Below are 13,105 nucleotides of genomic sequence, written 5' to 3'. Positions count from 1 at the left end.
GGCCGCCGGGTCAGCTGAGGGCCTCGTGCAAGGCCTCGTAGATTCCCGAGACGAGGTCCCGACGGGTCTCCTCGGCGATGTCTCCCGCCAGGACGACCTCGATCGGGAAGTGGAAGTGGAGTTCCGCCCCCGGACCGGAGACCATGACCGGCTCCGGTCCCAGGACTTCGGGCATCGCGCCCTGTGGCTCGACCTCCTGGTGCGACATGACGTCCTCCGTACTCTCCGGTCAGGTGGTGGTCGTGACTTCCAGGCAGACACAGTTGAAGGTGGTGGTCGGCACGCCGTCGACGAGGACCGTGGTCGCGGCGGACGTGATGAAGCACTCGCTGAACAGGATCTGCTGGAACGTCCAGTCCTTTCCGGAGGCCTCCTGAAGGCCGATGTTGAAGCTTTCGTGCTTCAGAGCCATGTCGGTGAGCTGGGCGACCACCGGGCCGATCGCCTTCACCGCCATGGAGAAAGTGAACGCCTTGGGCTGGACGACATGGGCGACGTTGTCCGCCTCCAGTGAGTGCAGGGGCTGCACCGGACTGTTGAACGTGGGGTTGAAGGAGTCGATGGGGGTGACCGCCGTGGTGCCGAGCATCACCGTCAACCTGGTGTCCCACTTGACCTCGGGCATCTCATCGCTCCTTAACCCTTGAGAACCAGATTGACGCTGATCTGGTGGATCACGCCCGCGTAGACGACCGAGACATCCATCTGGACGGTCCGGCCGCTCCGCGCGTTGCTGATCTCTTTGAGCTCGTCGGCGTTCAGGGTGGCGCGCTCACGTTCCAGGAGCACGAGCAGCGGGATGTGGATGGCGTAGCTCTCGATCACGCCACGGTTCACCAGCGGCGAGAGCACGCTCTGGACGAACGTCACGACCGTGCGCAGACCCGGGCGGTCGATGCGGACGTCGCCGATGGCCTCGATCAGCGCGGCCTTGACCCGGAAGCTGATGTCGTCGAGTGTCCGCACGATGTCTACGTAAGCCTTGTTGCCGCTCGGGCTCGCGGTGAGCCCCTCGCCCAAGTAGAGGCCATGGCCGGGGAGGAGCACCGGGCTCGCCACCCAGTTGATCGAGTTGTCGTAGTACTTCTGGATCTCTTCCGCCGTGAAGAACTGAGTCATCTTGATCGAGATCGGTTTGAGCAGGAGGGAGATGTGCGGTTCGTGGCCCGCGATCACTCCGGCCACGGCCGCGGCCACGTCGTCGTCGGACTTGTGGGCGACCAGGACCATCCGGTTGTCGTGAACAGATCCTGTGTTGAGACCGACCTGCTGGTCCTGCGTCAGCTCCGGGTCCAGCATGGCGACGCCGATGCGTTCGCTACCGTCTCCGCCGCTGTTGGAGACTGCGATGACGTGGTCTGCCAGACTTACCACCGGGTGGGTGACGCCGGTCGCCGTCTCGGTCAGCGGGGTGTTGGCGAGCACGACGATCTGCGCCGGGACGTCCACGGCCTTCTTCAACGCGTCGTCCCAATCGGGACTGGTGAAGGCCACCTCGATGCCCCAGACCCGGGTCGGGGGCGGCGTCTGCCGGAATGCCAGGGAGATGGACGCCGCCAGGTCGCTGAGACCGAGGCCGACCACCGGGTCATCTACCGCATGGCCCTTGTCCAGGTCTCGGTCAAGGGTCCAGGTCGATTTGCCGGCCGTCACCTTCGTCGCCGCCGTGACCGTGCGGACCTCGACCTCATTGGGCTTCCCGATCGCGACCTCGGTTCCTGTGGGGACCTGCACGTCAGTGACGGCGGTCTTGGTGGAGGGATCGGCCTTGTCCACCAGCTTCGTCTTCCCCCTCGGGTACGCCTCCTCGGCTTTACCCGGGGACATGAAGTCCCGGGCGGCCGAAGCCTTACCCCCGATGGCCCCCTTACCGATGACGAGGATGTCTCCGAAGGACCTGGTGGCGGGTGTGAAGAGGTCACTGCTCGCTTTGACAGTGATGTAGTTGAACGGCATCGACTGCTCCTCACCATGTGTGCGCCCGTCGTCGGGGAGGGGGCGCTGGCCGGTGCCTGCCGGGCTTCAGGTGGTCGTCTCGAAGGCGGCGACGAATCCCTGGGTCGCCAGCAGATCGCCGACCGATTTCTCGGTGGCCTGTGACGGATCGTCAGCGGAGATGGCGGGGAAGACCGCCAGCCACGCGCTGGAGGCGAGCTTCGCGCCGCCGTCGTGAACCTCCGGCTGTGGACTCGCCGCGTCGACCGCCCGCTTGGCCTGGCTGAGCCGGCGCAGCGCGTCGACGAGGTCGAGGCGGTCGAAGAAGAGCGTCGACACCCGCAAGGGAAGGCTGCGGGGCGGCGCTGTCGGATCGAAGGGTGGTGGATCGGCGTACTGGAGTCGGTAGTCCCTCTCGAACTCGTCCTGTCCTGCTCCGGTGCCCTCGGCCGCCTCCCAGGCGTCCGCGTCCACGGAAGCGAGGAGGCTGCCCACGTGTGCCGCCTTCACGTTGACCACGGTGTCCAGTGACATGTCGATCCACTGGACCGGTGGTGTCGCGGGGATCTCCACGGTGGCCCGGGCCTGTTCGGTGGTGGGGATCGACTTGTCCCAGGACCCGTGGACGGCGATCGAGGCGTGGACGGCGGTCTGGAACTCGGTGTGGTCGACACGGACGGATTCCACCGACCTGATGTCGAGGTACTCCGGGTCGTAGACGGAGCGCAGCAGTGACCGCACGCGATTGCGGTCCGGGTCGGCGGTGGGAGACAGCAGCGACTGTACGTTCTCCGGTGTCAGGTACCGGAGCATCAGACCGTCCGTGAAGGGAAGCGTCGCTGCCATGTCTCTGTCGCCTTCTCCAGCGTGCGTCGCGGGGCTGAAGGGGTTACTTCAGTCCGGCGGGCCGTCGTCCGGCTCCGGTCCGAAGATGTTCGGGTTGTTGAACTCGGGGAGGCAGTAGGCGCAGCCGTTGTAGCCGTAGGCCAGGGCCAGATCGATGGTCGGGAACGGCACTTTGCTCGACTCGTGGATCGAATCCCAGAAGGGACAGGTCTCGATGTGTACCTCGTCGGTGTGCCTGTTGCCGAAGAACCATTCGTGCAGGTCTTTGACCGCCGTGATCTCGATCGTCAGGCGGCCCGCCACCTGTTCGTCCTGGATCTGGGTGGAGATGAGGTCGTAGGGCTTGAGGTGCACGGCTTCGTGGGAGAAGTCGATGGTGACATCAGCCGTCACCACGTCCTTGGCGTCGAGATGGAAGCCTTTGACGATCGCTGTGTCGCCGCCCTTCATCTGCAGCGTGGAACGGACCTCTCCGGTCTCCGTCCGCATGATGTTGGTCAGTTCGGAGGGCTCGACGATGCGGCTCAGCGTTCGGATGGTGATCTGGGTGTCCGGCGGCATGGCGGTTGCGTCCAGTTCCCACGAGCCGTCCGTCGCCGTCGGTCCGCCGTTGAGCCGAATCTCCATGTTCGTCTGGCCGCCGAGGGTGGAGGGCTTGGGGTACACGTTGCGCTGGCCGACGTTGTTGTCGAAGCGAACGAGCTTGTCGTGCGCGATCGGCTTGCCCGATGTGGCGTCGACGGCGGGGTCGTCGGCACCGTGCACGACCGCGATGAGACATTCGTGGTCGGCGATGGTCGGCGTCCATGCGAAGGGTCCGACGCGTACCGATCCACCGGCCGGTATCGTCTCCTGGATCACCTGGGAGCTGATGACCTTGAAATGATCAGGCCAGGTCATTCCCGTGCCCGGGTTGCACCGGCGGGTCTCGACCGTGAAGGTGCCCGGCTGCGCGTCGTCGGTCCCGCGGTTGTGCACGCGCACGTACAGGTTGTTCGGCTGATTCGCGATGGGTTCCTCGTGCTGGGGGTCACCGTCGGGCTTGTGGCGGACCCAGATGTCCGGTGACGTCCAGAAGGGGTCATTGTCGCCGCCGCTCGGTACATCACCGATGTCGCCCGCCCTGTCCGCGATGAACACGTCGATGTTGGGCTTCGGGAAGAGGCCCTGCCTCACGAATGCATTGCGCATCACGTTCTTGTGCAGACCCCCGTGGACCGTGGTGTCCGCGGCGATGCAGATCTCGGCGAGGTGGAAGGCGTTGTCCTTGCTCTGCGCTGTGTCCGCCGGCAGTCGTGGCACCATCTCGAGCAGCACCTTGATCATCTTTTCGGCGGCCTTCTCCCGTACGGGTTTGACTTTGGACGACCCACCCATGCCGAGATAGCACTGCCACAGCGCCGAGGCCAGCATGCCGGTGCGGAGGTCGGTCCCGAAGGTGCCGAAGCCCGGGTCGTCGAAGCGCTGGGTCAGGTCGAGCCGTCGGTCCTTGCTCCACGCTTCCTGCGCGTTGTTGTCGAAGGGGAACGTCTCCCCCCGCCGGTTTCCCGCGGGGTTGAACTGGTCCCGGTAGATGCCTGCCATGACGTCACAGATGCTGTGCTCGTATTCCAGGGGGCTCGTTGCGCCGGACCGCAGCCATTGCACGACACCGTGCGTGTACTCGTGCACGATGATGCCGAGGTCGGCGGCGCCGGGCACGAGCTTCATGTCGAAGCGCATCCGCGGGGGATTCGTCGTGCCGATCCATTCGCTCTTGTCGGTGCTCTGGGCTCCCTGCGGGTCGACGTCGACCTTGACCATGCGGAGGTTGAGCGGCTTGTTGCCCAGGCTGCGGAGATAGCGGGCGAAGGAGTCGATCCAGTAGTACGCGTTCGCGCTGAGGAACGCCTTGTCCTTGGGGTGGGTGTCGAACGTGAAGTTGGGCGTGGTCGATTCCGGCTGAGGGAAGGTCGGTGCGTCCCATTCGATGCAACGGCACCATTCGCCGTCGAGGTGGAACTTTCCGTTGCCGTCGGCGGCCGCGATCTCCGCATGGACCTCGTGGGCGAAGGGCTTCAGTCTGGCGTCGTCCGAGAGGGAACTCAGGGTGCCGTCGTTCGACTCGGTCACAGGGTCGGGCACGTACACCTTGAGCGTCGCTGTCACGTACCGTCCCGCAACCTCGATCCACAACAGCTTCCCGCCTACAGCGTCCACGACCACCCGGAAGTGCTCGAAGGGACCGGTGGTCTCGACGATGAGGTCGTGTACGAGGTGCAGATTGCCGTCGGGGCGCCGCTTCCCCTGCCTCAGGAGAGCGACCGTCGCCGTCGGGCTGTCCGCCTCCGGCAGCGGGGGTCTGACTGTGTCCCGCAGGTAGACCAGGTTGTCACGGACGACAGCAGCCGTTTCGTACCCCTTGCCGAAGGGAGCGAGTGCGGCCTTCTCCGCGACGTCGGCGGCCTGCGCCTCGCTCGCGTCGGGGGCGTCGGAGACGTCGGACTCCGTCGCGTTCTCCACCTGCACGACAGCCGCCTGCCCGGTGTCGGCCACCATCTGAAGCGTGGCCCCGAGGATCGGGATGTCCTGGTGAAACTGCTGGTAGCGGACGTTGAGGGAGGCCTTGCCCTCGTCCTTGCCGACCTCGCGGAGGTCGGCGCCTTCCGTCCCCATGTCCTTCGCCCGCTCGCGTACGAAGGTGTTCACGGCCTTGCGGGCCGTCGGCGCGAGAAAGAGCGTCGCACCAGGGTCAAAGTACCTGCGCAGGACTCCGTCTGCGCCCCTGTGCTCACCGACTCCGGGCGTCAGCCTCAGCGGCCTGCCGGGTTGCGGACCCGGGTCGTTCCTGTGCTTGAGTTCCTCGTTCCGGGCCATGACGCGCTCCTCTGCGCACAGGGATCGTTTCCCCCCTGGCAGCCCACCCCTCGATGACCGGCCCTGTCGCCGAGCACTGCCGTCGGACGGCGGCGGGCCGCGGAGACGGAGACCGACGGGGTCGTCAAGGAGCCTCCGCGGAGACGTCGATCCGAGGCGCGGAGGGGTCGGTGACATTCATCCCGTGTCCCCTGCCGGCGAGCGCCGTGCGCGTCGCGAAGCTGGTGAAGTTCTGCCTGCCGCCCATGGCTCCTGCTCCCATCGCCTGCGGCCGCGTCCCCCTCACCAGCTTAGACACGTGCACGCCGGTAGACCACGCGACGGGACGTGCTGCCGCTCAGTGGTCGAATGGCCGTGCTGACTCACCGTCACAGCACTGACTTTCCGTCACCGGTCCGGCCTTCGCCCCGCCCCGACGCTCTGTGACGGTGTCGACTCTCCGTCACCGGATGCTTCTTCGTCACCCTGCCGCTGCGCACAGGGCCACCGATCCGGCGACAGCGTTCGACGCCAGGGGGATGGACGGGTCCAGCACGGACCTTCCAGTGCCGTTCACGAAGTAGCGCAGCTGCTCCGGCGGCAGGTTCATGGAGTTTCCGGCGGCACTGACGCCGCCAGCGCGGGCCAGAGTGACCGCGGTGGTGGCGTTACAGAGGAAGCCGATCCAGTAGACGCCCGGCGTGAGCCGCTCGACGGGGATGGTGACGCTCTGTGGACCGGCGGAGGAGATCTCCGCGTCGATGGCAGCCTGTCGGTGTCGCTTCCCCTGCACGTCGTAGAGGCCTATCCAGTTCCGGCCTGGTTCTGGGGCGGTCGCCCCCTTCATCACCACGAAGTGCAGCTTGGTGATCTCGACCGTGTTCCGCACGTGGATCGCCGCGAAGTACTGGGTGCCGTTCGTCAGCAGGGTGCCGGCCGACGCGTAGGACGGGTCCACCGTCCAGGCCTGCAGGCCGTGGTCCTGAGGCAGGGCGACGTTCCCGGGCTCGGGATACGCCCGCGGGAAACCCGGGGATCGGACCGCCATCATGGACGTGTAGGGGTCGTACTGGATGCGGGTGTTCAGGAACAACGGCTCTTTGGCCCCCTTGTCGGCGATGTTGGCCACGCGGTTGTCGATGACCACGCCGCCGACGCAGGTGAAGGCCTCCACGTTCGCGGCGAGCCGGATCCCTGTCTTCCCCGCCTCGATGTATGGGGCGATGACGAGGCAGTCGTGACCGTCGGCGGCCACCTCGATGCCGATCAGGAAGTCCGCCTCGATGTCCACATGATCGACGCACACGGCATGCGAGTCGACGTACACACCCACCGTGTGGGCGTTGTCGCCGAACAGGCGGCAGTTGCGCACCACATTGCTGTTGGAGCCGTTCGCGTACCTCACACAGACGGAATCCACCCCGGACACCGCGATTCGGCAGTTCTCGACGACGTTGTAATGGGAACCGCCCGCGTCGTAGCCGATGCCCACACGCGGGCATGAGCCTCCTCTGCCGATCCGCAGATTCCGCAGGGTCGAGTTCACGAAATGCGAGGCATCGATCGCGACGCCGTGGCCGCTTGAGCTCGACTCGATACTCAAGTCCTCTATCACCACGTCCCGTTGGGTCGCGTCGCTCGTCCTCAAGGCGGCGGTCACCGTCGATCCGTCGAAACGCAGCACGGTCGCCCGCTGACTGACGCCCCTTAGGATGACTCCGCCCTTCGAGATCAGGACGGCCGTGTCGACCGTCCAGACACCCGCGGGAATCACGATCGTGCCACCAGCGGCCGGCAGCTCAGAGATGGCGGCGTTCAGGGCCGTCCCGGCTGCGGCGGTGCTCGCCGTGTCGATGACGACGACCCCGGAACCCGGCGCATCGCGGCCGCTCGGGGAGTTCGAGGACATAGCCGCCTCCATGTCCGGCCGATCCGCCTCCGACGCGCTTGAGGCGGGACCGTCCGCCGGCCTCGTCGCGATCAGCGGGAAGCGGGTGGGGAACGTCTTCGACCTTTCCAGCCTAACCCGGTGACCTCGCCTGCGGCTGCGCGCCGGGGGCGATCACGGCCCGCAGAATGAGGCCCATGAGTGAGGAATCTGCCGAGCCTGCGCCAGACGAGAACGTGCGAAGTCACCAGAGACGAGCTCCTGTTGTCGAGGTCGGTGGCGGAAGTCCCGGGCGGTGGGAGTTCGCCGTGCTCGACGAGGCCCGGTGGTCGGGCCTCACGGTGGAGGAGCAGGCTGCGGAGCGCCGCAGGGCGGTGAAGCGGCGGCAGAATCGGCGGCGGGCGCAGCGGCTGCGGGAGAACGGCCCACGGGACACGTACACGCCGGCGCAGGTCGGGGAGCGCGATGGCTGGCGCTGCGCGATCTGCGGCGGCCCGGTGGACCGCGCGTTCAAGCCGCCGCACCCTTGCGCCCCGAGCGTCCATCACCTTGTCGAGGTCATCGCGGGCGGTACCGACACCCTCGACAACGTCACCCTCACCCATCAGTTCTGCAACAGCGACTCCTACAACTGGGGGCAGAAGACCCCCGACGTCGCCCGACAGCGGCTCGCGGATCGAGTGCGCCATGGCAAGCACGGACCGGGGCGGCGCGAACGCGTACCCGACGCGGATGCGGCCGCGCTGGCCGACGAGATCCTGAGCTGGGCCGACGGCTGGGCGGCCCGTCCTCCGACGCTCCGTTCAGCGCGGTGAACGCCGCGCAGAGGGCGAGGACGCAGGCTGCCTGACTGAGTTCCGTCTCGGGCTCGACGTCGACCATGCGATCTCACGTGCGGAAACTCAGCACCGGGGGGCTGGGGTGTGGACCGAGACATTGAATAGACGCAACGACTCGTCTAGTGTCTGCACGACTAGAAGCAACGGTGCGTCCATTCTGAGGCCGGGTCGCGGAATCGCGCGCGGCGGTCGGCGTGAGGAAGGAAGGCGGGGTCGTGGTGGATGGGAGCGGGCGTGTGGAAGGCGGGGCGAAGGGGAGGCGGTTCGGGGCTGTGGCGGTGGGGTTCGCGTTTTGGGGGGTGATGGCGGGGACGACGGCGCCTACGCCGCTGTATCCGCTGTATGGGGAGCGGTTCGGGTTGGCGCCGATGGGGGTGACGGTGATCTTCGCGGTGTATGCGATGGGGGTGGTGGTGGGGTTACTGGTGTTCGGGCGGTTGTCGGATCAGGTGGGGCGGCGGCCGGTGTTGGTGGCGGCGACGGTGTTGGCGGCGGGGGCGGCGGGGGTGTTTCTGGCCGCGGATGGTGTGGGGTGGTTGGTGGCGGCGCGGGTGGTGTCGGGGTTCGCGGCCGCGTTGGTGACGGGGGCGGGGACGGCGGCGCTCACCGAGTTGGTGCCGGAGGGGAGTCGGGTGCCGGCGCCGATGGTGGCGTTGTTCGCGAACATGGGTGGGCTGGCCTGTGGGACGTTGCTCGCGGGGGTGTTGGCGGATGTGGCGCCGGAGCCGTTGCGGACGCCGTGGGTCGTGATGATGGTGGTGTCGGTGGTCGGGGTCGTCGGGGTGGTGGCGACGCCGGAGACGGTGGGGCGGAGGTCGGCGTTCACGCTGCGGGTTCAGCGGCTGCGGGTGCCGTCGGAGATCCGGTCGGACTTTCTGCGGTCGGCGATGGCGGCGGGGGCGGGGTTCGCGGTGCTCGGGGTGCTCACGGCGGTCGCGGGGCTGTTCCTGGGAACGGTGCTGCGGGAGACGAGTCATGTGCCGGCGGGTCTGGTGGTGTTCGTGGCCTTCTCGTGTGTCGCGGTCGGCCAGTTGCTGGTGCGGCGGGTGCGGTCCGAGGTCGCGCTGCCGGCGGCGTGTGTGGGGCTGATGGTCGCGGCGGCGCTCATCGCGGCGGCCATGGCGGCCGGGAGTCTCGTGCCGCTGGTGATCGGCGCGGCCGTGAACGGCCTGGCCACCGGGATCGCGCTCGGGCACGGCATCGGGGGGATCGCCACGCGAGGCGCCCCGGAGCACCGGGGTGCGAGCGTGTCGACCTTCTTCGCGATCCTGTACTCGATGCTCGCGGTGCCCGCGATCGGGGTGGGTGTGCTGATCAGGGCGACGAGTCTGCGGCCGGCCGGGGAGGTCTTCAGTGCCGTGGTGGCGCTGCTCGCCCTCGCCGTGCTGCTGAGCCTGGTGCGTACCCGCGCGGGGGCGGGGACTCGTACCTCCGCGGCGCGGGACGTACGCCCCTGATCGGGCCGTTTCCGCCGGTGGCCGGCGTGCCAGAATCGCGGGAGGTGTACGAAGCGAGGAGTGAGCGACCATCAGTGCCGCACGGAAGAGCGAAGGACGGGGCGACGGGCGGGCCGGGGCCGGGAGCGGGCGGGGTCCGTCGGCGGTCGTGAGTCGTACGGGTCCGCGACGGAGCGAGAGCATCCGGGTCGCGGTGCTGAACGCGGCGGACGATCTGCTGGTGGAGCAGGGGTTCACGGCGACGACCATCGAGGGGATCGCGGCGCGGGCGGGGGTGGCCAAGCAGACCATCTACCGGTGGTGGAAGTCGAAGGTCGACATCCTGCTCGACGCCCTCGCCGACGACGCCCGCGAGGGTCTGGCCTGGGCCGAGCCGGCGGGCGGCACGGCCGCCGAGGACCTGGCGGCCCATCTGCGCCGCGTCGCCGCCTTCTTCGGAGAGCCGGCCGGGCAGGTGTTCCAGGCGCTCCTCGGCCATGCCCAGCTCGACAAGGACGCGGCCGTCGCCCTGCGCGAGGGGTTCCTCCTCGAACAGCGGGAACGGGATGTGGCGGGCCTGACCGCCGTCGTCGCACGCCATACGGATGCCGTGCCCGACCGGGAATCCGTCGAACGGCTCGCCGATCTGGTGCTCGGCCCCGTCTACTACCGGGTGCTCGTGCTGGGGCGGCCCGTCGACGAGGAACTCGTCGAGGCGGCGGCGCGGGTGGCGCTGCCGGCGGAGCGCTGAGCCGGGCCCGCTCGTTTCAGGTGCTGTTCACGTCGAGGAGGCGGTGGGTGCGGGGGCTGGCGCCGCCGAGGGAGAGGGGGATGCCCAGGCCGGCGCACATGCGGTGGGTGCGGGCGAGGGCGCTGAGGGTGGCGGGGCTGGGGTCGGCCGCGGGGAGGTCGATGAGCAGCCTGGCGGGGCGGTGGCCCTGGACGAGCCCCTGGATCTGGAGGGCGGCGGCGGCCCGGTTGGTGACGTCCAGGTCGCAGTGGAGGGTCACGTGCAGGACGTCGTCCCGCACCGCGTGGCTGATGAGCATGGAGTCCCTCCGCGCAGGACGAAGAAGGCCCACGTTCGTCTCCGGTGTGGGCGGTTCGTCCGAGGATGTCACGCGGACCGTCCCGTGGGCCTTCTCGTGGCGCCGACGTGGCGGAGTGTCTGTCGGGGGGTGCCCGGACGGGGCGGCGGCCGCCCCGGGCGCGGGGCAGCGGACGTCATCGCCGAGGCGGCGTCACCGGACCGGGTGACGCTCGGGATTCACGTATATGAATCGGGCGGGTGCGCGGCTAGGGTGGGCAGGGCCGGTGGGTACCGGTCGAGATCCCGAACGCGACCCTTCCTCACCAGGCGGTTCACATGACGCAGTTCGACCTGCCCATCGACCAACTCCGCGCCCACCGCAGCGTGTCCGTGGAGCCGGAGGACTTCGACGGCTTCTGGGCGAAGACGCTGGACGAGTCCCGTACGCACGAGCTCGACGCGCGTTTCGAGCCGGTGGCGACGGGGCTGGCGTCGGTCGAGACCTTCGATGTGACGTTCAACGGGTTCGACGGACAGCCGGTCAAGGGCTGGTTCGTCGTGCCCGCCGGGACCACCGAACCCCTGCCGGTCGTCGTGGAGTTCCTCGGGTACGGCGGCGGGCGCGGCCTTCCGCACACCCACCTCCTGTGGGCCTCGGCCGGGTTCGCGCACTTCGTGATGGACACCCGCGGACAGGGCAGCAGCTGGGCGACCGGTGACACGCCCGACCCGGTGGGCAGCGCGCCGTCGTTCCCCGGTTTCATGACGCGCGGCATCGAGGACCCGTACGCCTACTACTACCGGCGGCTGTTCACGGACGGCGTCCGCGCGGTGGAGGCGGCCCGCTCGCACCCGCTGGCCGACGCGAGCCGGACGGCGGTGACCGGCGGAAGCCAGGGCGGCGGCATCACCCTGGCGGTGGCGGGTCTGGTGCGCGATCTGGTGGCGGTGGCGCCGGACGTGCCGTTCCTGTGCGACTTCCCGCGCGCGATCACCATCACGGACCGCAACCCGTACCGCGAGATCGGCAGCTACCTCAAGACGCACCGCGGCCGCCTGGGGCAGGTGCGGGACACGCTCGCCTACTTCGACGGGGTCCACTTCGCGGCCCGTGCCACGGCCCCCGCGCTGTTCTCCACCGCTCTGGAGGACCAGACGTGCCCGCCGTCCACGGTGTTCGCGGCCTTCAACGCGTATGCCCATGAGGACAAGGCCATCGAGGTCTACGACTTCAACGACCACGAGGGCGGCGGCACCTTCCAGGAGGCCGCCCAGCTGCGCTGGCTGCCGGGACGCCTGCGGGGGTAGCCGCGGGGACCCGGTGAGCGGCCGTTACGGCTCCGACGCCGGTACGGCTCCGATGGCCGTACCGGCCCGTCAGCCTCGGCCGCGGAGGGCGGTCGCGTAGGCCTCGTCGGGGTCCAGGCGGCGGAGTTCCTCGGCGATCAGTTCGGCGGTGGTGCGGACCTTGAGGGCGAGGACGCGGCTGGGCTGGCCGGGGATGGAGAGGCGGGCGACCGGGCCTTCGGGGCGGTCGATCCGGATCTCGCCGTCCACCGTGTCCATGCGGACGGCGGTGACGACGGGGCCGTCGGTGACGACACGGTCGACGGGGACGCCGAGGCGGACCTCGAACCAGCGGGCGAGGAGTTCGGCGCTGGGGTTCTCCGCCTCGCTCTCGACGGCGGCGGAGGTCACCGCGAGCGGTGCCTGGTCGAGCGCGGCGGCCAGCATCGAGCGCCACGGAGTGAGCCGGGTCCAGGCGAGGTCCGTGTCACCGGGGGCGTAGGAGGCGGCGCGCGCCTCAAGGGCGGCCAGCGGGTCCTCGACCGCGTACATGTCGGTGATGCGGCGCTGGGCGAGCGAGCCGAGGGGGTCGAGGGACGGCACCTCGGGGGCGTCGACGGGCCACCAGACGACGACCGGGGCGTCCGGCAGGAGCAGCGGCAGGACCACCGAGTCGGCGCGGGCGCCGAGTTCGCCGTGGAGCCGGAGCAGGACCGTCTCGCCGGAACCGGCGTCGGTGCCGAGGCGGACCTCGGCGTCGAGGCGGGTCTCCTGCCGGCCGCGGGGTGAGCGGGCGTGGCGCTTGATGACGACGAGCGTGCGGGAGGGGTGCTCCCGGGACGCGTCGTTGGCGGCCTTGACCGCGTCGTAGGCGTTCTCCTCGTCGGTGACGACGACGAGGGTGAGCACGGCACCGACGGCGGGGGTGCCGACGGCCCTGCGTCCCTCCAGGATCGCCTTGTTGATCCTGCTGGAGTCGGTGTCCGTCAGGTCGATCTTCATGCGCGGC

12 protein-coding genes are annotated in these 13,105 nt (G+C 68.9%); 4 read left to right on the top strand and 8 right to left on the bottom strand.

All coding sequences use genetic code 11. The features are described 5' to 3' along the window. Positions 1-10 precede the first annotated feature (10 nt). From ACZ7G1_RS12335 to ACZ7G1_RS12310, 6 genes are all read right to left on the bottom strand, one after another. The gene (locus tag ACZ7G1_RS12335) at positions 11-208 is read right to left on the bottom strand and encodes a hypothetical protein (protein WP_470871677.1); all 198 of its coding nucleotides are present in this window, start codon (positions 206-208) and stop codon (positions 11-13) included. 21 nt (positions 209-229) lie between these two features. After that, the gene (locus ACZ7G1_RS12330) at positions 230-625 is read right to left on the bottom strand and encodes a hypothetical protein (RefSeq protein WP_470871679.1); all 396 of its coding nucleotides are present in this window, start codon (positions 623-625) and stop codon (positions 230-232) included. An 11-nt stretch (positions 626-636) separates the two neighbouring features. Continuing rightward, a complete protein-coding gene (locus ACZ7G1_RS12325) occupies positions 637-1,956 on the bottom strand; it encodes a hypothetical protein (protein ID WP_470871681.1) in 1,320 nt (439 codons plus the stop codon). Between the two features lie 66 nt (positions 1,957-2,022). Beyond that, positions 2,023-2,781: a hypothetical protein gene (locus tag ACZ7G1_RS12320; RefSeq protein ID WP_470871683.1), complete on the bottom strand. Its 759-nt coding sequence runs from the start codon at positions 2,779-2,781 to the stop codon at positions 2,023-2,025. Between the two features lie 48 nt (positions 2,782-2,829). Further along, complete coding sequence (locus ACZ7G1_RS12315; protein WP_470871685.1) at positions 2,830-5,469, bottom strand: hypothetical protein; 2,640 nt, start codon at positions 5,467-5,469, stop codon at positions 2,830-2,832. Positions 5,470-6,097: 628 nt separating this feature from the next. Continuing rightward, positions 6,098-7,525 (bottom strand): right-handed parallel beta-helix repeat-containing protein, encoded by a 1,428-nt coding sequence (locus tag ACZ7G1_RS12310; protein WP_470871686.1) that lies wholly within the window; start codon positions 7,523-7,525, stop codon positions 6,098-6,100. Positions 7,526-7,812: 287 nt separating this feature from the next. On the opposite strand from ACZ7G1_RS12310, the gene ACZ7G1_RS12305 reads away from it, so the two are divergent. The 3 genes from ACZ7G1_RS12305 to ACZ7G1_RS12295 all read left to right on the top strand — a co-directional run bounded on the left by ACZ7G1_RS12305 (position 7,813) and on the right by ACZ7G1_RS12295 (position 10,530). Continuing rightward, on the top strand, positions 7,813-8,319 hold the full coding sequence (locus tag ACZ7G1_RS12305; RefSeq protein WP_470871688.1) for an HNH endonuclease: 507 nt from the start codon (positions 7,813-7,815) through the stop codon (positions 8,317-8,319). A gap of 326 nt (positions 8,320-8,645) precedes the next feature. After that, a complete protein-coding gene (locus ACZ7G1_RS12300; protein ID WP_470872000.1) occupies positions 8,646-9,800 on the top strand; it encodes an MFS transporter in 1,155 nt (384 codons plus the stop codon). Positions 9,801-9,948: 148 nt separating this feature from the next. After that, the gene (locus ACZ7G1_RS12295; protein WP_471204101.1) at positions 9,949-10,530 is read left to right on the top strand and encodes a TetR/AcrR family transcriptional regulator; all 582 of its coding nucleotides are present in this window, start codon (positions 9,949-9,951) and stop codon (positions 10,528-10,530) included. A gap of 16 nt (positions 10,531-10,546) precedes the next feature. Here ACZ7G1_RS12295 and ACZ7G1_RS12290 read toward each other — a convergent pair whose 3' ends face one another. Next, positions 10,547-10,828: a hypothetical protein gene (locus ACZ7G1_RS12290; protein WP_470871691.1), complete on the bottom strand. Its 282-nt coding sequence runs from the start codon at positions 10,826-10,828 to the stop codon at positions 10,547-10,549. Between the two features lie 317 nt (positions 10,829-11,145). Here ACZ7G1_RS12290 and ACZ7G1_RS12285 point away from each other — a divergent pair, with 317 nt between their 5' ends. Next, the gene (locus ACZ7G1_RS12285; RefSeq protein ID WP_470871693.1) at positions 11,146-12,117 is read left to right on the top strand and encodes an acetylxylan esterase; all 972 of its coding nucleotides are present in this window, start codon (positions 11,146-11,148) and stop codon (positions 12,115-12,117) included. 69 nt (positions 12,118-12,186) lie between these two features. Here ACZ7G1_RS12285 and opcA read toward each other — a convergent pair whose 3' ends face one another. Continuing rightward, positions 12,187-13,098: a glucose-6-phosphate dehydrogenase assembly protein OpcA gene (opcA, locus tag ACZ7G1_RS12280; protein ID WP_470871694.1), complete on the bottom strand. Its 912-nt coding sequence runs from the start codon at positions 13,096-13,098 to the stop codon at positions 12,187-12,189. Positions 13,099-13,105: the final 7 nt, after the last annotated feature.

The organism is Streptomyces sp. NPDC037273, from assembly GCF_055603625.1.
Note: the sequence above shows the minus strand (reverse complement) of the source record. Positions and strands in the feature narration are given on the sequence as shown.

Coding starts and splice junctions, on each gene's coding strand:
- ACZ7G1_RS12335 (WP_470871677.1), bottom strand. CDS start 208: ATGTCGCACCAGGAGGTCGAGCCACAGGGCGCGATGCCCGAAGTCCTG.
- ACZ7G1_RS12330 (WP_470871679.1), bottom strand. CDS start 625: ATGCCCGAGGTCAAGTGGGACACCAGGTTGACGGTGATGCTCGGCACC.
- ACZ7G1_RS12325 (WP_470871681.1), bottom strand. CDS start 1,956: ATGCCGTTCAACTACATCACTGTCAAAGCGAGCAGTGACCTCTTCACA.
- ACZ7G1_RS12320 (WP_470871683.1), bottom strand. CDS start 2,781: ATGGCAGCGACGCTTCCCTTCACGGACGGTCTGATGCTCCGGTACCTG.
- ACZ7G1_RS12310 (WP_470871686.1), bottom strand. CDS start 7,525: ATGTCCTCGAACTCCCCGAGCGGCCGCGATGCGCCGGGTTCCGGGGTC.
- ACZ7G1_RS12300 (WP_470872000.1), top strand. CDS start 8,646: ATGGCGGGGACGACGGCGCCTACGCCGCTGTATCCGCTGTATGGGGAG.
- ACZ7G1_RS12290 (WP_470871691.1), bottom strand. CDS start 10,828: ATGCTCATCAGCCACGCGGTGCGGGACGACGTCCTGCACGTGACCCTC.
- ACZ7G1_RS12285 (WP_470871693.1), top strand. CDS start 11,146: ATGACGCAGTTCGACCTGCCCATCGACCAACTCCGCGCCCACCGCAGC.
- opcA (WP_470871694.1), bottom strand. CDS start 13,098: ATGAAGATCGACCTGACGGACACCGACTCCAGCAGGATCAACAAGGCG.